This window comes from Pseudomonas sp., assembly GCF_049590575.1.
Taxonomy (GTDB): domain Bacteria; phylum Pseudomonadota; class Gammaproteobacteria; order Pseudomonadales; family Pseudomonadaceae; genus Aquipseudomonas.
Genome location: NZ_JBAWDE010000102.1, coordinates 1 through 18,840, shown reverse-complemented (window position 1 = coordinate 18,840; position 18,840 = coordinate 1). Strand labels below are relative to the sequence as shown.

17 protein-coding genes are annotated in these 18,840 nt (G+C 61.7%); 4 read left to right on the top strand and 13 right to left on the bottom strand.

What is annotated here, in order from left to right; translation table 11 throughout:
* Positions 1 to 718: FecR domain-containing protein (locus tag WBR57_RS08210; protein WP_424083400.1), on the bottom strand; the 718-nt coding region annotated here is incomplete at its 3' end.
* On the bottom strand, positions 715 to 1,212 hold the full coding sequence (locus tag WBR57_RS08205; RefSeq protein ID WP_424083399.1) for a sigma-70 family RNA polymerase sigma factor: 498 nt from the start codon (positions 1,210 to 1,212) through the stop codon (positions 715 to 717). The genes WBR57_RS08210 and WBR57_RS08205, both read right to left, overlap by 4 nt.
* A 133-nt stretch (positions 1,213 to 1,345) precedes the next feature.
* Between WBR57_RS08205 and WBR57_RS08200 the strand changes: the two genes are divergently transcribed.
* Positions 1,346 to 2,500, top strand: coding sequence for a DUF1624 domain-containing protein (locus WBR57_RS08200; RefSeq protein ID WP_424083398.1), 1,155 nt, complete (start codon positions 1,346 to 1,348; stop codon positions 2,498 to 2,500).
* A 26-nt stretch (positions 2,501 to 2,526) separates the two neighbouring features.
* Here the strand turns inward: WBR57_RS08200 and metE are convergent, their stop codons facing one another.
* The 4 genes from metE to WBR57_RS08180 form a co-directional block, all read right to left on the bottom strand.
* The gene (gene metE / locus WBR57_RS08195; RefSeq protein WP_424083397.1) at positions 2,527 to 4,815 is read right to left on the bottom strand and encodes a 5-methyltetrahydropteroyltriglutamate--homocysteine S-methyltransferase; all 2,289 of its coding nucleotides are present in this window, start codon (positions 4,813 to 4,815) and stop codon (positions 2,527 to 2,529) included.
* 102 nt (positions 4,816 to 4,917) lie between these two features.
* Positions 4,918 to 5,664: a M12 family metallopeptidase gene (locus tag WBR57_RS08190; protein ID WP_424083396.1), complete on the bottom strand. Its 747-nt coding sequence runs from the start codon at positions 5,662 to 5,664 to the stop codon at positions 4,918 to 4,920.
* 104 nt (positions 5,665 to 5,768) lie between these two features.
* Entirely contained in the window at positions 5,769 to 6,527 is a 759-nt protein-coding gene (locus WBR57_RS08185; protein ID WP_424083395.1) for a M12 family metallopeptidase, read from the bottom strand.
* An 87-nt stretch (positions 6,528 to 6,614) separates the two neighbouring features.
* On the bottom strand, positions 6,615 to 7,226 hold the full coding sequence (locus WBR57_RS08180; RefSeq protein ID WP_424083394.1) for a LysE family translocator: 612 nt from the start codon (positions 7,224 to 7,226) through the stop codon (positions 6,615 to 6,617).
* 133 nt (positions 7,227 to 7,359) lie between these two features.
* Here WBR57_RS08180 and WBR57_RS08175 point away from each other — a divergent pair, with 133 nt between their 5' ends.
* A complete protein-coding gene (locus tag WBR57_RS08175; RefSeq protein WP_424083393.1) occupies positions 7,360 to 9,003 on the top strand; it encodes a diguanylate cyclase in 1,644 nt (547 codons plus the stop codon).
* Between the two features lie 31 nt (positions 9,004 to 9,034).
* On the opposite strand, the gene WBR57_RS08170 is transcribed toward WBR57_RS08175, so the two are convergent.
* The 7 genes from WBR57_RS08170 to WBR57_RS08140 all read right to left on the bottom strand — a co-directional run bounded on the left by WBR57_RS08170 (position 9,035) and on the right by WBR57_RS08140 (position 15,982).
* Positions 9,035 to 10,354, bottom strand: a complete 1,320-nt coding sequence (locus WBR57_RS08170) for an OprD family porin (RefSeq protein WP_424083392.1) — start codon at positions 10,352 to 10,354, stop codon at positions 9,035 to 9,037.
* Positions 10,355 to 10,492: 138 nt separating this feature from the next.
* A complete protein-coding gene (locus WBR57_RS08165) occupies positions 10,493 to 11,326 on the bottom strand; it encodes a phosphodiesterase (protein ID WP_424083391.1) in 834 nt (277 codons plus the stop codon).
* A 10-nt stretch (positions 11,327 to 11,336) separates the two neighbouring features.
* The gene (locus WBR57_RS08160; protein WP_424083390.1) at positions 11,337 to 12,368 is read right to left on the bottom strand and encodes an ABC transporter ATP-binding protein; all 1,032 of its coding nucleotides are present in this window, start codon (positions 12,366 to 12,368) and stop codon (positions 11,337 to 11,339) included.
* Positions 12,365 to 13,159: an ABC transporter permease gene (locus WBR57_RS08155; RefSeq protein ID WP_424083389.1), complete on the bottom strand. Its 795-nt coding sequence runs from the start codon at positions 13,157 to 13,159 to the stop codon at positions 12,365 to 12,367. Before WBR57_RS08155 ends, WBR57_RS08160 begins: the two co-directional genes overlap by 4 nt.
* Entirely contained in the window at positions 13,156 to 13,974 is an 819-nt protein-coding gene (locus WBR57_RS08150) for an ABC transporter permease (RefSeq protein ID WP_424083388.1), read from the bottom strand. The genes WBR57_RS08155 and WBR57_RS08150 overlap by 4 nt, the downstream gene beginning before the upstream one ends.
* Positions 13,975 to 14,979: an ABC transporter substrate-binding protein gene (locus tag WBR57_RS08145; protein WP_424083387.1), complete on the bottom strand. Its 1,005-nt coding sequence runs from the start codon at positions 14,977 to 14,979 to the stop codon at positions 13,975 to 13,977.
* Positions 14,963 to 15,982 carry a LacI family DNA-binding transcriptional regulator gene (locus WBR57_RS08140; protein WP_424083386.1) on the bottom strand — a complete coding sequence of 340 codons (1,020 nt, stop codon included), beginning with the start codon at positions 15,980 to 15,982 and terminating at the stop codon, positions 14,963 to 14,965. Before WBR57_RS08140 ends, WBR57_RS08145 begins: the two co-directional genes overlap by 17 nt.
* A gap of 332 nt (positions 15,983 to 16,314) precedes the next feature.
* Between WBR57_RS08140 and WBR57_RS08135 the strand changes: the two genes are divergently transcribed.
* Positions 16,315 to 17,412, top strand: coding sequence for a carboxynorspermidine decarboxylase (locus tag WBR57_RS08135; RefSeq protein WP_424083385.1), 1,098 nt, complete (start codon positions 16,315 to 16,317; stop codon positions 17,410 to 17,412).
* Between the two features lie 28 nt (positions 17,413 to 17,440).
* Positions 17,441 to 18,685, top strand: coding sequence for a saccharopine dehydrogenase family protein (locus tag WBR57_RS08130; protein ID WP_424083384.1), 1,245 nt, complete (start codon positions 17,441 to 17,443; stop codon positions 18,683 to 18,685).
* Positions 18,686 to 18,840 lie beyond the last annotated feature (155 nt).

Below are 18,840 nucleotides of genomic sequence, written 5' to 3'. Positions count from 1 at the left end.
GCGCGCCGGCATCCAACGCCGCCACCGCCGCCACGCTGTCACTGCCGAATGCGCTCTGCTCGCCGGCCTTGAGGATCAACCCACGGCTGGCGTGCGTCGGCAGCATTTCCACCGCCCCTTCAAGCACCGCCACGCGGCTGCTCTGCTCGCCGACCCGCACACTGAAATGCGTGCCCAGCGCGCGGGCGGTGCCGTGGCGGGTTTGCACGACAAACGGGCGATGGGTGGGCGCGGGATCTTTGGCGGTGGTGATCATCACCTCGCCTTGCAGCAACTCGATACGCCGCACCTGATCGGTGAACACGATATTCAATGCACTGGCGGTGTTGATCAGCAGGCGCGTGCCGTCGGGCAGGGTCAGGTAGCGTTGTTCGCCGATGGCGGTGTGCTGGTCGGCGGTCCATGCCTGCCAAGGCTTGTGCTGCCAGGCCAGCCAGGTCGCCGGCCCTGCCAGCAGCAACAGCCCGAGAGCCTGGCGGCGGCCGAGGGATTTCTTGCGGCCGATGCGCTTGAGGGTGTCGCCGGCAATCGCGCCGGGCACGCTGTTGAAGTCGCCGAGAATCGCCTCGGCGCGCTGCCAGGCCTGGGCGTGCTGGGCGCTGCGGCCTTGCCATTGGGCGATGGCGCGGCGGTCTTCGTCAGTGGCGCTGCCCGATTGCAGCTGCACCATCCAGTCGGCCGCTTCGCCGAGGATCTGCGGGTCGATCGCGGGGTTCATGCCACGCTCAGGCACGCGAGGAAGGCATCGCGCATGTAGCGTTTGACCGACACCAGCGACACCTTCAGCTCATCGGCGATCTGCGGGTAGGTCAGCCCGTCGATCTGCGACATCAGGAAGGCCTGGCGGGTTTTCTCCGGCAGATCGCGCAACATGGCCTCGATGCGGTACAGCGCTTCGAGGATCAGCCAGCGAGTCTCCGGCGACGGCACTGCCTGCTCGGGCAGGTGCGCGATGGTTTCAAGGTAGGCGCGTTCGACTTCCTGGCGCCGCCAGCTGTCGATCATCAGGCCCTTGGCGATATGCGTGAGCAAGGCCCGTGGCTCGCTGCCAAACCCCGTGCTGCCCTGGCGGGTCAGCAGGCGCATGAAGGTGTCGTGGGCCAGGTCGGCCGCGTCGCTGGCGTTGCCCAGCTTGCGGTCGAGCCAACGGTGCAACCATCCATGGTGTTCGCAGTACAGGGCCTGGATATGCAGATTGAGGGGGGACGACATGCAGATCACCGGCGCCGGGGCCAAGGAGTAATTAAGAATTGATCGCATTCTAGTCTGCACAACGAAGCACGGCAACGCGCAAATTAATGTTATAGGATAACGCCCCTTTGCCACCTGACGTGCGACCCTGCCCATGACCGACGCTGTTCCGCTGCGCCAACGCCTGCTTTCCATCGACGCCCTGCGCGGCCTGGTGATCCTGTTCATGCTGCTCGACCACGTGCGCGAGACGTTCCTGATGCAGCGCCAGGTCAGCGACCCGATGAACATCGACGCCACCGAACCCGCGCTGTTTTTCAGCCGCACCCTCGCCCACCTGTGCGCACCGGTGTTTGTGTTGCTCACGGGTTTGTCGGCCTGGCTGTACGGCCAGAAATACCAGGGCCGTGGCGATGTGTCGGCATTCCTGTTCAAGCGCGGGCTGTTTTTGGTGGTGCTTGAGTTCACCTTGGTGAACTTCGCCTGGACCTTCCAGATGCCGCCCAGCGTGATCTACATGCAAGTGATCTGGGCCATTGGCGTGAGCATGCTCGCCCTCGCTGCGCTAGTCTGGTTGCCGCGCCCGCTGCTGATCGCAGTGGCGCTGGTGATCATCGGCGGGCACAACCTGCTGGATGGCCTGCATGTCGAGCCGGGCTCGGCGCTGCATATTCCGTGGACCCTGCTGCATGAACGCAGCTGGATCGACGTGGGTGACGCGCTGCGCCTGCGCACCACCTACCCGGTGCTGCCGTGGATCGGGGTGATCGCCCTGGGCTACGGCCTCGGCCCGTGGTTTGCCAAGGGCCTGCAGCCGGCCGTGCGCCAGCGCTCTCTGCTGCTGGCCGGTGTGGGCGCGCTGATCGGGTTCGTGCTGCTGCGCGCACTCAATGGCTATGGCGAGAAACCTTGGCAGGCGCATGACAGCGGCCTGCAGACGCTGATGAGCTTTTTCAACGTGACCAAGTACCCGCCCTCACTGCTGTTTGTCGCGTTGACCCTGGGTATTGGCCTGTTGCTGTTGCTGGCGTTTGAACGCGCGGGGCATCGACGCTGGATCGCGGTACTGGCGGTGTTCGGTTCCGCGCCGATGTTCTTTTATCTGCTGCACCTGTATGTGCTGAAAGTCCTGTATGTCGCGAGCGTTGCGCTGTTTGGCCTCAACCATGGCAACTACTTTGGTTTCGACAGTATTGGCGGGGTGTGGCTGGTCGCGCTGGTATTGCCGCTGGCGCTGTACCTGCCGGTACGCTGGTTCGCCAACCTGAAAGCTCGGCGCCGCGACCTGGCCTGGCTCAAATACCTCTGAGCCAGGCTTCCCCATGTTTTACCGCGTCAAGCCAGCTCGGCGCGCAGTTGACGCGCCGCCGTCACCATATGGATCAGCGCCGCTTCGGTCTCCGGCCAGCCACGGGTCTTCAGGCCGCAGTCCGGGTTGACCCACAGGCGCTCAGCCGGAATCCGCTTGGCCGCCTTGCGCAGCAGGTTGGCCATTTCCGACGCATCCGGCACACGCGGCGAGTGGATGTCATAGACGCCCGGGCCGATGTCGTTCGGGTAAGCGAAGGCTTCGAACGCGTCCAGCAACTCCATGTCCGAACGCGAGGTTTCGATGGTGATCACGTCGGCGTCCATTGCCGCGATGGACTCGATCACATCGTTGAATTCGCTGTAGCACATGTGCGTGTGGATCTGGGTTTCATCACGCACGCCAGAGGCGCACAGGCGGAACACTTCGGTGGCCCAGTCCAGGTACGGCTGCCATTGCGCCTGGCGCAACGGCAGGCCTTCACGGAATGCCGCTTCGTCGATCTGCACGATCTTGATCCCCGCCGCCTCCAGGTCGACCACTTCGTCACGAATCGCCAGGGCGAGTTGGCGCGCCTGCACTTCGCGGCTCACGTCTTCACGCGGGAACGACCACATCAGCATGGTCACCGGGCCGGTCAGCATGCCCTTCATCACCTTGTGGGTCAGGCCCTGGGCGTAGCGGATCCACGCCACGGTCATGGCCTTCGGACGGCTCAGATCGCCAAAAATCACCGCCGGTTTCACGCAGCGCGAACCGTAGCTCTGCACCCAACCGAAACGGGTGAATACGTAGCCGTCGAGTTGCTCGGCGAAGTATTCGACCATGTCGTTACGCTCAGCTTCACCGTGCACCAGCACGTCCAGGCCGAGGTTTTCCTGCACTTCAACCGCGTGCTTGATCTCGCTGTGCATCGCTTCGACGTACTCGGCTTCGCTCAACTTGCCGGCCTTGTACGACTGGCGCGCCAGGCGGATCGACGCGGTTTGCGGGAACGAACCAATGGTGGTGGTCGGGAACAACGGCAGGTTCAAACCAGCGCGCTGTTTCTGGATGCGCTGGGCAAACCGCGACTGGCGCCGGCTGTCCTTGGCAGCGATCGCCGCCACACGGGCTTGCACCGCGGGTTTGTGAATACGTGGAGAAGCCGCTCGGGCGCCTTGTACCGCGCGGCTTGCAGCCAGGGCCGCGAGCACGTTCGGTGCTTGCGGCTGGTTGACGGCCTGGGCCAGCACCGCGACTTCCGCGCATTTCTGTACGGCAAAGGCCAGCCAGCTTTTCAGTTCGGCATCCAGCTGGTCTTCACGCCCCAGGTCCATCGGGCTGTGCAGCAGCGAGCAGGACGGCGCCACCCACAGGCGGTCACCGAGTCTTTCATGGGCGTGCTGCAAGGTCGCCAGGGCTTTTTCCAGGTCGCAGCGCCAGACGTTACGGCCATTGACCACGCCCAGGGACAACACTTTATACGCCGGCAGGCGGTCGAGGATGGTCGGGTACTGGTCCGGGGCGCGCACCAGGTCGATGTGCAAACCATCCACCGGCAGGTTGGCGGCGAGGCCGAGGTTCTCTTCCAAACCGCCGAAGTAAGTGGCCACCAGCTTTTTCAGCGGGTCACGCTGGATCAGGTTGTAGGCACGCTCAAACGCGTTTTTCCAAGCCTGCGGCAGGTCGAGGACCAGGATCGGCTCGTCGATCTGCACCCACTCCACGCCCAGTTCCGCCAGGCGCTGGAAGATCTGGCCGTACAAAGGCAGCAGGCGTTCCAGCAAATCGAGCTTGTCGAAATCGCCGCCCTTGGCCTTGCCCAGCCACAGGTACGTCAGCGGGCCGATCACCACCGGCTTGACAGTGTGACCCAGCTCGCGGGCTTCCTGGACTTCTTCGAACAGTTGATCCCAACCGAGGTGGAATTGCTGGTCGGCGCTGAATTCAGGCACCAGGTAGTGGTAATTGGTATCGAACCACTTGGTCATTTCCTGGGCGTGGGCACCGCCGCAGCAGCTGTCGCTGACGCCACGGGCCATGCCGAACAGGGTCTGCAAGGTGGCTTTGCCGTCGGCCGGGCGGAACCGCTCGGGGATCACGCCAAACATCAGCGAGTGGGTCAGCACCTGGTCGTACCAGGCGAAATCACCGGCAGGCAGCAGTTCGATACCGGCCTGCTTCTGCAAGTCCCAGTGAGTCTTGCGCAAGTCACGGCCAACGGCGCGCAGGCCGGCTTCGTCGAGCTCACCCTTCCAGAACGCTTCCTGCGCTTTTTTCAGTTCACGGTCGCGTCCAATGCGCGGAAATCCAAGGGAATGAGCGACTGCCATGACAAAAACTCCAATCTGTTGAGAGGGAGCTATTGTCGGCAGTCGTCCATAGTGAAACAAACTCAATTTACTTTAGATGATCACGAGACTTTCTCATGATGGTCAACTATAAAAACGGTGCCACCGAAATGCGGCAGGTACTTTCGGCGGTGGATACAGCGAGCGCGCAAACGCTTTGTCACCCTCAGACAATTCGGTGCCGCCCTCGACCGCCTGCCCATTGCTCAGATAATCCTGAGGAAAGCTGTAGTGCAGGATGGAGGATTGATCATAGGCAGAGGTGGTCACCTCATTGGGGTCGACTGGCGCGAAATTATCATCGACATCACCGGGCTCCCCGCGGTCTGTGTAATCTTTGCGAATCCATTCCAGATCAAAGTCAAGTTTGCTTTGAGGGTGCTGATGCTCATGGTGTAAACCCAATGCATGGCCGAACTCATGCTGCACCGTTTGGGCGTTGAAATCGTTGAGCCCGCCCTTGAAACCAATCTCCATCGTCGCCTCGTCGTCAGCGACAGCGTCCTTACCTTGGGTACCAATGTAGGAATATCCTCCATCGACGGCATTATTAGCCTGAATCCTGATATCGCCGCCAGGCTTGTCAGTGAACTCCAGTTTCAGGTTGATATAGGGCGCCCATTTGTTGATGTTGTCCTTGGTGAATTGTTCTTGGGCCTTGGTCATTCCCATCAGAGAAATTCTGATGGTCGAGAACTGTGGCCATAAGGTGTCTGTTTTGGCGACGCCACGTTTGCCCCTGAGCAACGCTGATGCATCGACGTGCTGAGTATCGCCAGCTCGGTCATCCGGCGCTGAATAGGAAGGCAGTACGAATGGCTGGGTGTTCATACCAGTAATCAAAATCACGATCTCCGTAGTTGTAGGGTGTGGTGCCACGCCAAGGGGGAGGTGGCGACTGCGCCTGCGGCGCTCGGCTCCCCTCTCTGATCGACTCAACCCAACGTAAAAGGAAATCTCGCCCAGTGAAATGGGGCTGGGCGCTTTGGCTTTGGATACAGCGTGCTGATAAAGCGCTTGTCACCCTCTGACAGTTCATTGTTTGCCGTGGTGGTTACTCCACTGTTCAGATATTCTTGCGGAAGCGGGTAATGCATGATCGATTTTCGGTCATAGGGAGAAGTAACAGTATTAGCTGTCAGTTTGGAATAATTACGCCTGAAGGCCTCCTCGTCTGGGTTGTCTTGTCTAATAGCCTTTTCATTCAAGTCCAGCGTTCTCTCCGGGTGCTGGTGCTCATGCCTCAACCCCAGCGCATGGCCGAATTCATGCTGTATGGCTGCCGCAGTATAGGCACCCAATCCTGGGCGAAAACCAATCCTCATTGTATGTTCCTCGGGCTTCGCATCGGTATTGGCCTCGGTCCCCACGTGAGAGTAGCTGGCGGTATGTCTATCGGATCCCTTGATTCTTATATCGCCATCGGACTGGTGGGTGAATTCGAACCTAAGATTAACGTGAGGGGCCCATTTATTAATGTTGTCTTTGGTGAACTGTTCCTGTTCCGCTGTCATGCTGAGCAGAGAAATCCTGAGCGTTGAATTTTGTGGCCACAATCGGGTGTTATCGGCCACCCCACGCGTGTTTCGAGACAAAGCAGAAACGTCGGCGTTATTAACCTGGCCAACGTCATCAGTAGGATCCAGGTTATAACCGTGGACGTTTGTATAGGCAGGCAACCCATTAATCATCATTAACACTCCGTGGCTGATTCACTGAACAGTCATTTATTCAGGTGTGAGTGTTGTGGCATCGCCGGCACAATCAGTTTCACGCAAGTGTTAAGCGCTTGTTTCAACAAGGTGCAGGTAGAACGCGTGGAACATGAAATACGCGCACCCCGCCAGCGCCAACCCCATACAGCGGTTGAACCACGTAAACGCCGCTGCCCCGCTGATCCGCCGCCCCAGCAGCGCGCCGAGCAACGCGTACAGCCATGGCGCACCTACCGCGCCCAGCCCGAGCAGGGCCGAAACGCCAGCTATTGAAGCCCCGGTGATATGTGCGGCGGGCAACATCACACTGGTGATCGGCAATACCGCCACAATGCCCTTGGGGTTGAGCAGCTGGATCACCAGGCCATTCCAGAAGGTGAGGGCCTTGGCCGGCGCGCTTGAGGATTCCTCAACCACCGTGCGCGCGGTGAACACCTGGTACGCGAGGTACAGCGTATAAAACCCGCCGACCAGCGAAATATACGGCAGCGCGGCCTGGGAGATGATCGCTTCACCGGTGTAGCCGAACAGCACGAACATCAGCAGCATCGCGCTGCCCACGCCGATGTAGAACCCGCTGGAACGGCGGAATTTGCCGGTGAGCCCGGCGTTCAGGCCCATCAAGTTGACGGGCCCGGGGCTGTACATGACGCTGAAGGCGTAGAGGAAGATGTCCATGGGGAACCTGCAGTAGTAGAAGTGCTACGAGTCTACTGAGGCGCTCTGGGCGCAATCTTGTACGTTTGTGGTTTGGTCGCCCTGCATCCAATATGCGTACTATGCTCAAAATCAAACATTCAAATGAGTCCCCATGATCAATGCCAGCCTGCGCAGTCACCTGACCCTTTGGTTTGCCGGTTTATCGCTGCTCACCCTGCTGAGCGTGGGCTTCTATGTGGGCCACATCGCCACTGAACAGATGAAGCAAGCCAGTGGTAATGCGCTGCTGAGTACCGCGCGTTCCACTGCGGCATTGCTGGCGGTGCAGCTGCGCGAGCGTCAGTTGGAAGTGTCGTTGCTGAGCAAGGCGCCGATCATGCGCAAGGGCGACCTGGACGCGCCGGATATCCTGACCTTGATGGAACTGCGCACCCAATCGCGGGCCGAGTACGCATGGATGGGCGTGGCAGACGCCGACGGGCGTGTGCACCAGGCAGTCAACGGGCTGCTGGTGAATCAGTCCGTACAGCAACGCCCATGGTTCCAGGCGGGCATGCGCGGCGAATACACCGGCGATCCACACGAAGCGGTGTTGCTGGCCAAACTGCTGCCGGGAACAGCCAATGGCGAGCCGCTGCGCTTCATTGATTTCGCCGCGCCAATTCGCAACGCCGCCGGCGAAACCATCGGCGTGCTGGGCGCCCACGCGCACTGGCGCTGGGTGACGCAAATCGTCGACTCCGCGACGATGCAAAAGGATGCCCAGCCCGAGCTTGAAGCCTTGATTGTCGACTTCGACGGCAAAGTGCTCTACCCCGAGGCGCTGGCGGGTGAGCAGATGCCGCAGGCGAACCTCGGCAAAGCGTCGGGCTGGTCCACCGGCAACGGCTACGTCACCGCGTCGGTGGCGGTGCCCAGCCCGTCGAATGCCAAAGTGAGCTGGTACATCATGGTGCGCCAACCCTTGGAAGTCGCGCTGCAACCGGCGCGCGTGCTGATGTACAAACTGTTGCTGCTGGGCATGCTGGCGGCGCTGGGGTTCGGGCTCGTCGCCTACTACCTGGCGTCCACCCTGAGTCGACCGATCGAGCGGCTGGCCAAATCCGCCAAACAGGTGCAGGACCATCAGCCCGGCGCGGTCTTCCCCCAGGAACACCCCGTGCTGGAAATTGCCCAGTTGGGGCGTTCGCTGACCGGCATGACCCAGTCACTGCTCGCCAAGGAACGCGAACTCAAAGACGCCAACGCCTCCCTGGAAGCCACGGTCGCGCAACGCACCGCCGACCTCACCCAGGCCAACGCCGACCTGCTGAAACTGGCCACCCATGACGCCTTGACCGGCGTCTACAACCGCCGCCGTTTCGATGAAAAACTCGCCGAAAACAGCCTGTTGTTCCAACGCACCGGCCGCACCTTTGCCCTGCTGCTGATCGACGCCGACTACTTCAAGCGCGTCAACGACACCTACGGCCATGCCATCGGTGACGACGTGCTGTGCCAACTGGCGGCCTTGATTGAAAACACCACCCGCGCCACTGATTTTGTCGCGCGCTACGGCGGTGAGGAATTTGCTGTGCTGCTGCCCGAAGTCGAAGAGCCCGACAGCCCCGAGGTGGTCGCCGAAAAAATCCGCGCAGCCGTGGAAGCAGCGGTATTTCCAACGGTGGGCCATGTGACCGTAAGCATCGGCGTCGGCGTGGCCGAGCCTTCGGACCGGGACTCGCTGGCGCTGCTCAAGCGTGCAGACATGCGCTTGTATGAGGCCAAGGGCGCGGGCAGGAATCAGGTGGCGTGAGGAAGCAAGCTCCCTCACTACAGGAAGGTCGTTACAGCAACGGGATCGAATAACTCACAAACACCCGATTCTGGTCCTGGTCCCGTGCCACCTCACTGCGCGACACACCGTTGCGCCAGCCGAAGCCGAGGTTCTTGAACGTGCCGCTCTGCACCACGTAATCCAACGAAACATCCCGCTCCCATTCGCTGGCATCGTTGCCGCTGGCGGTGAGGATGTGGTCACCCTTCAAGTACATCACCGACGCCTTCAAGCCCGGTACACCGAGCGACGCGAAGTCATAGGCGTATTGCGCAAAGGCCGTGCGTTCGCCCGCCTGGATAAAGGTCTGCACGGTACGGTCGGTGTAGAGGTACAGGCTGGCGCCGCCCTGCCCTTTGTTGACCAGGCCACCCTGGTTGAGTTGGGCGAAGTTGCTGTCGTCCGAGACTTGCTGGTAACCGGCGGTAATCGCGTGCGGGCCCAGGGAGTAGATGAACGCGGCGCTCCAGGTGTTGTTGTCGATTTCACCGTTGCCGTTCTTGGTATAGCCGCCCAGTTTGTAGCCTTCGGCGCGGCCGGCGACGCTGCTGTTTTTACCGTCGGAGGTGGTCTTGAAGTAGCGTAGGTCGGTCTTCAATGAACCGTAGTCGCCCAGTGGCAATACATGAATCAGGCCGGCAAAGTGTTGTTGGTAATAGTCTTCGAGGTTGGCGTAGTAGTACTGGACCATCAGGTCCTTGGTCACCTGGTAGTCGGCACCGGCGTAGTTGAACTTGTTGCTTTCCTGGGTACCGCCCGCTGCCGCCAGGCCGCTGCGGTCGCTGGAGCCACGCCCGGTGGTGTGCTGGAGTTGGCCGCCGATCAGGGTCAGGTTGTCGATGTCCTTGCTGGTGACTTGCCCGCCCTCGAAGGACTGCGGCAACAGGCGTCCGTCGTTGCTCACCAGAATCGGCAGGTTCGGCCGCAGGTAGCCGTAACGCAGTTCGGACTTGGCGAAACGCGCCTTGGCCGTCGCACCGCCACGGGCCCAGTTGTCGGCGGCCTTGCCGTCATCGTTGGGGATCATCGAACTGCCCACGTGGCGGCCGGCGCCGCTGTCGAGGGTGATGCCAAGCATGCCCACGGCGTCCAGGCCAAAACCCACGGTGCCGTCGGTAAAGCCCGATTGGTAGTTGAGGATAAACGCCTGGCCCCACTCTTCGGTCTTCGACGGGGCGGCGGCGCCGTCACGGTTGTCGTTGTTGAAGTAGAAGTTGCGCAGGCTCAAGTTGGCTTTGCTGTCGCTCAAAAAATCAGCCGAGGCCAGGGGGCTCAGGGCAATGCCCAGGCTACCGGTCAACAGGCTTAATACATTCACAGTGGCTTTCATCAGCACGAACTCCGGCGCGGAATGCATATTCCGGGCGCAAAAAACAGGCAGCAGGATGCCGTCGGCCACACATGAATTGGCCGGGGCGTTAAGGAACAGTCAGGTGTTTAGTTGAGCGAAGTGAACCTCCGAAAAACCTCAGTCAATCAGTCCTTGAGCGTCATAAAACGGGTACGGCCCCGGGTACTCCCCGAACACGCCGTTGTGGCTGATCAAACCTTGTTGCGCCTCCCAGCGATGCAACAAATAGCCCGCCGGCTCCAGGTTGAAATGCGCGGGCGCCGCTTCTTGCAAATCCAGCACGATCTGATGGGAAGTGCCGGGGCAGACACAGCTCAGGCTGCCGCCGAAACGCCGCTGCATCGGCCGGTGCAGATGGCCACACAACAGGCGCTCGACTTGCGGGTGGCGGGCGACGACCTGCTCCAGCGCGGCGGCGTTGATAAAGGGTTCACGGTCCATATGGCCGATGCCGCTGATAAACGGCGGGTGATGCAGGATCAGCAACGTCGGGGCATCAGGGCGCCGTGACAACTGCTCATCGAGCCACTGCAATTGGCTGTCGAGTAGCTGCCCGCCATGACCGCCGGGGATGGTCGAATCCAGGCCGATCAGGCGCAGCGGGTGCTCGTCCACCACCCAGTCCAACGGGCCATCCGCCGATGCCGGCAAATAACCGTGATCACGAAACGCTTCCAGCAACGGCCCGCGAATGTCGTGGTTGCCGGGCACCAGGTAGCACGGCATGTGCAGGCGCGCCAGCTCGGGGTGCAGCACCGCGTATTCATCGGCGCGGCCGAAGTCCACCAGGTCGCCGCTGACCACCACGATGTCGGGCCGTGGGTGGCTGGCGTTCAGATGGTCGACGGCGCGGCGCAGTGCGCCGAGGGTATCCACCACGCCATAGGTCAGGCGCTGGCCGGCTTTAAGGTGCAGATCGCTGATCTGCGCAACAAGAAACGGACGGTTCAAAAGTCGACTCTCAAGCATTCAAGGTGAACAACATATGCGGCGCGATGGCCAGGGCCATCGGTGCGCCGACGGCGTAGAGCTGGTTGTCGCTGCTGTCCACCAACAGCGGCTGCGGGCCACCCACGTCCACCAGCAGACGGCTTTGCGCGCCCTGGAAAAACTGCGCCAGCAGATGGCCGTGCAGGTGCCCCTCGCCTTCCATCACCCGCAGGTGCTCGGGGCGGCAGTACAGGGTTGCAGGCACGCTCGCCTCATGCCACGGCACTACGCCGCCACAGACGTTCAAGCCATGCGTCGATTGCCCGAGCACCGTGAACGCATTGAGGTTGCCGACAAAGCCTGCGACGAACGCGTTGGCTGGCTTCTGGTAGATCTCACGCGGACTGGCCAACTGCGCAATACGCCCGTGCTCCATCACCAGGATGCGATCGCCCAGGGCCATGGCTTCGCCCTGGTCATGGGTGACAAACACCGAGGTGATCCCCAGGCCGCGCAGCAGTTGGTCCAGCTCGCTGCGCAAACGCTCGCGCAGCTGTGCATCGAGGGCCGCCAAGGGTTCATCGAGCAACAGCACTTTCGGGCGCGGCGCCAAGGCGCGGGCCAGGGCCACGCGCTGGCGCTGGCCACCGGACAATTCGTGGATGCTGCGCTTGCCGTGCTGCTGCAAACCCACCAGTTCCAGCAACTCGTCGCAGCGCTTGTTGCGCTCGGCCGACGGCACGCCGCGAATCTTCAAGCCGTAGACGATATTGCCGGCCACATCCAGGTTGGGAAACAGCGCGTAATTCTGGAACACCATGCCCACATCGCGGCGCTCGATGGGCAGGCGGGTCACGTCCTGATCGCCGAAAAACACTTGGCCCACGTCCGGCCGTTCCAGGCCGGCAATCAGCCGCAGCGTGGTGGTTTTGCCGCAGCCGGACGGGCCGAGAATCGCCAGGGTTTCGCCGCCTTCGACGGTCAGGTTCAAATCATGCACGGCCACAGTGCCGTCGGCGAACGCCTTGCGACAGCCTTGCAGGCGGATAGTGATAGCGGTCATCGACGCTCTCCACGGGACAAACGGGCGCTGATGGCCTGCAACGCAATCAGCAGCGGCACGATCATCAGCAAAAAGATAAGGGTGTAGGCGCTGGCGATTTCCAGGCGCGCCGAGGCGTAGCTGTCGGCCAGGCCCACCGGCAAGGTCTTGGTCATCGGCGTGTGCAGCATCCAGGTCAAGTTGAACTCGCCCAGGCTCAAGGTGACGACCATCAGTACACCGGCGAGAATCCCCGCCCGGCAGTTGGGCACCACCACGCTGAAAAAGCGTTTGATCGGCCCCGCGCCCAGGCTGGCCGCCGCCTCTTCCAGCACCGGCAGTTGCTGGCGTTGCATCACCGCCATCACCGGGCGCACCAGAAACGGTAAGGTGAACAACACATGGCCAACCAAAATGAACAGCCAACTGCTGCGGAACGTGCCGAACTGGCCGTAGGTCAGCAGCAGGGCCAAGGCACTGGCCAGGCCGGGCATGGCCACCGGCAGCACCATCAATTCTTCAAAGGCGCGGCTGAAGCGGTTGTTCATGCGCACCAGGGCGTAGGCCGCCGGAACACCGACCACGCAGACGCACACGGCGCAGGCCACGGCCAATCGCAGCGACAGCCAAACGGTTGGCGAGTAGGCCTGCCACACCTGGATCAGCCAATCGAAGGTCAGGCCGCTGGACACGCCGACAAAGAAATTACGCGTCAACCCGGCCAACAGCGACATCAGCACCGGCACCAACATAAAGGCGCACACCAACAGGGTGAACAGCAGTTGCAGCACAAACAATGATGAGCGCTTCACAGGACCGTCCCCGCGTTTTTCACCAGCCGCCGCGTCAGCAGCAACACCGCCCACGTCACCGCGCCGAGCACCACCGACAGCGCGGCGGCGACGGCAAAGTTGGCGTAGTTGGTGAACACGTTATAGATCGCCACCGGGGTCACGTTCAGCCGCGTGCCCAAGGTAAAGGCCGTGCCGAACGCGCCCATGGAGGTGGCGAAGCAGATCGCGCCGCAGGACGCCAACGCGGGCGCCAGGCCCGGCACGATCACATCGCAGACCACGCGCCAGTGCCCTGCCCCCAGCGAATGCGCGGCTTCCTCCAGGCTGCGGTCAAGGCTTTCGCAGGCGGCCATCACCGTAAGGATCACCCGTGGGATCGAGAAGTACAGGTAGCCAACGAATAACCCGGCCAACGAGTAGGCAAAGATCCAGCGCTCACCCGCCAGTTGCAGCCCCAGGGACGCCAGCAGGCCCTGGCGCCCTGCCAACAGGATCACCAGAAAGCCCACCACCACACCCGGAAACGCCAGCGGAAACGTCAGCAAGGCCACCAAGGCCGAGCGCCCGAAAAAGTGCTGGCGCGCCAGGAACACGCCGCTGATGCCACCGATCAACAACGCGCCCAGGGTCACGACCACCGCCAGCACCAGGGTTTGCCCCAGGCTGCCGAGGTATTGCGCGCTGCTCAGCACTTGCCAGTAACCGCTGCCGTTGCTGTCGCGACTCTCGGCGCCGAGCACCATCAGGTGCGCCAGCGGCAACAGCCAGAACGCGAGCAGCACGGCCAACGCCGGGGCCAGGGCCCAGGCGGCCTGTCGGGATGACGCTGCCACTTACTTGACCTCGTTCAGGTAACGGGCGGCGAAGGCTTCCTGCACAGCGGCCATTTTTTCGTAGTCGACCACGCCGGCCCGCGCATAGTCGCTGTCGGGCAGGAATTGCGCGGCGACCTCGGCCGGCATTTTCATCGGGCGCACCGGGCGCAGGTAAGCCTTGGCCCACAGCGCCTGGCCTGCGTCGGAGAGCACGAAGTCGAGGACTTTTTCGGCATTGGCGCGGTGCGGCGCGTTGGCCACCAGGCTCATCACGTAAGGCACGCTGATGCTGCCTTCCTTGGGAATCACGAACGCCACATTGGCGTTGTCTTTATAGCGCGCGCGGTAGGCGTTGAAGTCGTAGTCCACCAGGATCGGCAACTCACCCGACAGCACTCGCGCATAGGCGGTTTGCTTGGGCACGATGGGCGCGTTTTTCGCCAGCTTCTGGAAGTAGTCGATGGCCGGGGCGAAGTTGTCCAGGTCACCGCCCATGGCGCGGTTGATCGCCACCGCCGAGACATAGCCGACAAACGCGCTGGACGGATCGAGGTAACCGACCATGCCTTTGTATTCAGGCTTGAGCAGGTCGGCCCAGCTCTGCGGCACCGGCAGGCCACCCAACGCATCGACATTAACCATGATGCCCAAAGTCCCGGAATGGATCGCGAACCAGTGGCCCGCCGGGTCCTTGAGACCGGCCGGGATCTGCTCCCAGGCCTTGGGTTTGTAGCCCTCGACCACGCCGGCCTTTTGCGCCTGCAGGCCGAAGGTCACGCCGTAATACACCACGTCCGCCACCGGCGCGGCCTTTTCGGCCACCAGTTGCGCCAGCGACTGGCCGGAGTTCTTGTTGTCCAGCGGCACCTGCACCCCGGTGCTGGCGGCGATGGCCTTGAGCTGCGTGCCCCAGTCGGCCCAGTCCGGCGGGCAGTTGTAGCAAATCGCGGTGTCGGCGGCCTGGGCCAGGCTGGCCATACCGCACAGCAGCACGGCGGCCAGGGTTTTACGGAATGCGCGCATCGGGGGTCTCCTCAAAGGGTTGAGTGCTTTCGCCCGGCCGGATATGGCAAGGCAGGCAATGGGAAATCGGGTGGTTGCCGGCGATCTGCGCCAGCAGTTGGTCAATCACGGTGCTGGCGAGCAGCGCGATCGGCTGCACCACGCTGCACAGGGTCGGGTGCATCTGGGTGCCGAGGGCGATGCCATCAAAGCCCATCACCGACAGTTGCTCGGGCACGTTCCAGGCATTGCGGCGCAGTTCGGCGATCAGGCTGATGGCCAGAAAATCGTTGGAGCACACCAGTGCCGTCGGCGCGTCAGGGCCCTGGAGGAAGGGCGCGATGGCGGCGAATTCGGCCTGGGTGTGGGCCGGCATTTCGATCACCGGGCGGCTTTTGAGGCCGTATTCCTGCATGGCATCGCAATAGCCGGCGTAGCGCAGGCGAGCGCGGTCCGATTGCAGCGCCGGGCCGGCGACCATGCTGATGCGTCGGTGCCCCGCTTCCAGCAGGTACCGCGTGGCCAGCGCCATGCCCGCGCGGTTGTCGACCGACACGGCGCTGTAATTGGGGTTACTCGGTTGGTGATACGCCAGCACAAACGGCGTCTGCTCGGTGTTCAGGCTGCTGAGCACGCTGTTGCTTTCGGCGTCGGTGACCGTCAGCACCAGGCCGTCGACGCGCTGGCGCAGCAGCTCTTCGACCACAATGCATTCGCGCTCGCTGCTGTAGTCGGTGGTTGCCAGCACCAGGCTGTAACCGCGCAACCGCGCGGCACGCTCCATGGCCTGGAACTGCTCGGCGAACACCGGGTTGAGCAGGTTGGGCACCACCACACCGATCAGTTGGGTGGTTTGCAGGCGCAGTTGGCGGCCGAGCAAGTTGGGCCGAAAACCCAACTCACGGGCGGCAGCAAACACCTGCTCGCGGGTGGCCTGGCGCACCTGGTCGGGTGAAGCAAAGGTGCGGGCGGCGGTGGCGCGGGATACCCCGGCCAGGCGCGCAACGTCTTTCAAATCAGTCATTATCACTCGCTTGAGATCGATCTCATTGGCGAGGACAGTAACGGGGGAATGTGGCAGGAACGTGGTGGGCAGATGACGGTTTGATGGCAGCGCCCCTGCTGCACACCGTGTTAAATGTGGGAGGGTCAACAAACAATAGGCTGGCTGAGACACCGCAATCGGGGGCAAGCCCCCTCCCACATGAGATCGGTGTCTAGCCACAGATAGTCATACTCCGCAGGTATGTTTGGAAAACCGGCGCAGCAAAATCCGCCCACTAACCTTTCGATCTGTTCCAAGTGCGGGCACAATGCGTGTCCTTTTTTGGCAGGCACCGCCGCAGGCTCTCAAAAATGATCAAAACGCCGTACTACCTCATCGATAAACAGAAGCTTCTGGTCAACATGCAGAAGATCGCTTACGTGCGCGAACAGTCCGGCGCCAAGGCCCTGCTGGCGCTCAAGTGCTTTGCCACCTGGTCGGTGTTCGACCTGATGCAGCAATACATGGACGGGACCACCTCGTCGTCGCTGTATGAGTTGAAGCTCGGTCGCCAGAAGTTCGAAGGCGAGGCGCACGCCTACAGCGTGGCCTGGGCCGACGACGAAATCGAAGAGATGCTGGATAACTGCGACAAGATCATCTTCAACTCGATCAGCCAGCTGCAGCGTTTTGCCGAACGCAGCGAAGGCAAGACCCGTGGCCTGCGCGTCAACCCACAGGTGAGCAGCTCCGACTACCTGCTGGCCGACCCGGCGCGCCCGTTCAGCCGCCTGGGCGAATGGGACCCGGTGAAGATCGAAGGCGTGATCGAGCAGATCTCCGGTTTCATGTTCCACAACAACTGTGAGAACGGCGACTTCAGCCTGTTCGACAAAATGCTCCGCACCATCGAAGAACGCTTCGGCGCGCTGCTGCACAAGGTCAAGTGGGTCAGCCTCGGCGGCGGCATTCACTTCACCGGTGAAGGCTATGCCCTCGACGCCTTCTGCGCGCGCTTGAAAGCGTTCTCCGAGAAGTACGGCGTGCAGGTTTACCTGGAACCCGGCGAAGCGGCGATCACCAACAGCGCCTCCCTGGAAGTCACCGTGCTCGACACCCTCTACAACGGCAAGAACCTGGCCGTGGTCGACAGCTCCATCGAAGCCCACCTGCTGGACCTGCTGATCTACCGCCTCAACGCCAAGCTGGCGCCGAGCGAGGGTGAACACACCGTCATGGTGTGCGGCAAATCCTGCCTGGCCGGGGACATCTTCGGCGAGTACCAATTTGATCGTCCGCTGGCCATCGGCGATCGGCTGTCGTTCATCGACACCGCAGGCTACACCATGGTCAAGAAAAACTGGTTCAACGGCCTGAAAATGCCGTCCATCGTAGTGAAACAACTCGACGGTACAGTCGAAGTGGTTCGTGAATTTGGTTACGACGACTACCTGTCCAGCCTTTCTTAAGCTGGCGGATAAAGGAGAGATAAAGCAATTGAAAAAGAACGTTCTTATCATTGGTGCAGGAGGTGTCGCCAAGGTGGTGGCCCACAAGTGCGCGCAGCACAACGACGAACTCGGTCGTATTGCTATCGCGTCGCGCAACATCTCCAAATGCCAGGCCATCATCGACAGCGTCAAGGCCAAGGGTAGCCTCAAGGTGCCCGCCGACATCCAGGCCTTCGCGCTGAACGCCCTGGACGTGGAAGCGACCAAGGCCCTGATCCGCGAGACACAATCGCAGATCGTCATCAACGTGGGTTCCGCGTTCCTCAACATGTCGGTACTGCGTGCCTGCATCGACACGGGCGTTGCCTACCTCGACACCGCCATCCACGAAGAGCCGGGCAAGGTCTGCGAGACCCCGCCGTGGTACGGCAACTACGAATGGAACCACCTGGAAGAGTGCAAACAGAAGAACATCACCGCCATCCTTGGCGTGGGCTTCGACCCGGGTGTCGTCAACGCGTACGCCGCGCTGGCGCAGCAACAGCATTTCGACCGCATTGATTCGATCGACATTCTCGACGTCAATGCCGGCAGCCATGGCAAATACTTTGCCACCAACTTCGACCCGGAAATCAACTTCCGCGAGTTCACCGGGCAGGTGTGGAGCTGGCAGAACAGCCAGTGGACCAGCAACACCATGTTCGAAGTCAAACGCACCGACGACCTGCCGGTAGTCGGTTCGCAAAACCTGTACCTGACCGGCCACGATGAAGTGCACTCGCTGTCGAAAAACCTCGACGTGCCCAACGTGCGTTTCTGGATGAGCTTCGGCGAACACTACATCAACGTGTTCACCGTGCTGAACAACCTCGGCCTGCTCTCCGAGAAGCCGGTCACAACCGCCGAAGGCCTGGAAGTGGTGCCGTTGAAAGTGGTCAAGGCCGTACTGCCCGACCCGTCTTCGCTCGCCCCTGGCTACACCGGCAAAACCTGCATCGGCGACCTGGTCAAAGGCACCAAGAACGGCCAGCCGCGCGAGGTGTTCATCTACAACGTGGCGGATCACGAAGAAGCCTTCGCTGAAACCGACAGCCAGGGCATCTCCTACACCGCCGGCGTTCCACCAGTCGCCGCCGCGCTGCTGGTGGCGCGTGGCGAGTGGGACGTGCAGCGCATGGCCAACGTCGAGGAACTGCCGGCTGAGCCGTTCCTGAAAGCGCTGGACGTGATGGGCTTGCCGACTCGGATCAAGGATGAGCACGGTGACCGTGCGTGGGATGCGATTGCCTGATTAGGCGGTAGCTGACCGACCAAAAAAATGCGCCCTCCGGGGCGCATTTTTTGTTTGGGAAAATGGAGATTCCAAAACCACTGAAGCTTCAAATGTGGGAGGGGGCTTGCCCCCGATGAGGCAGTGTCAGTGATACATCTTTGACTGACACACTG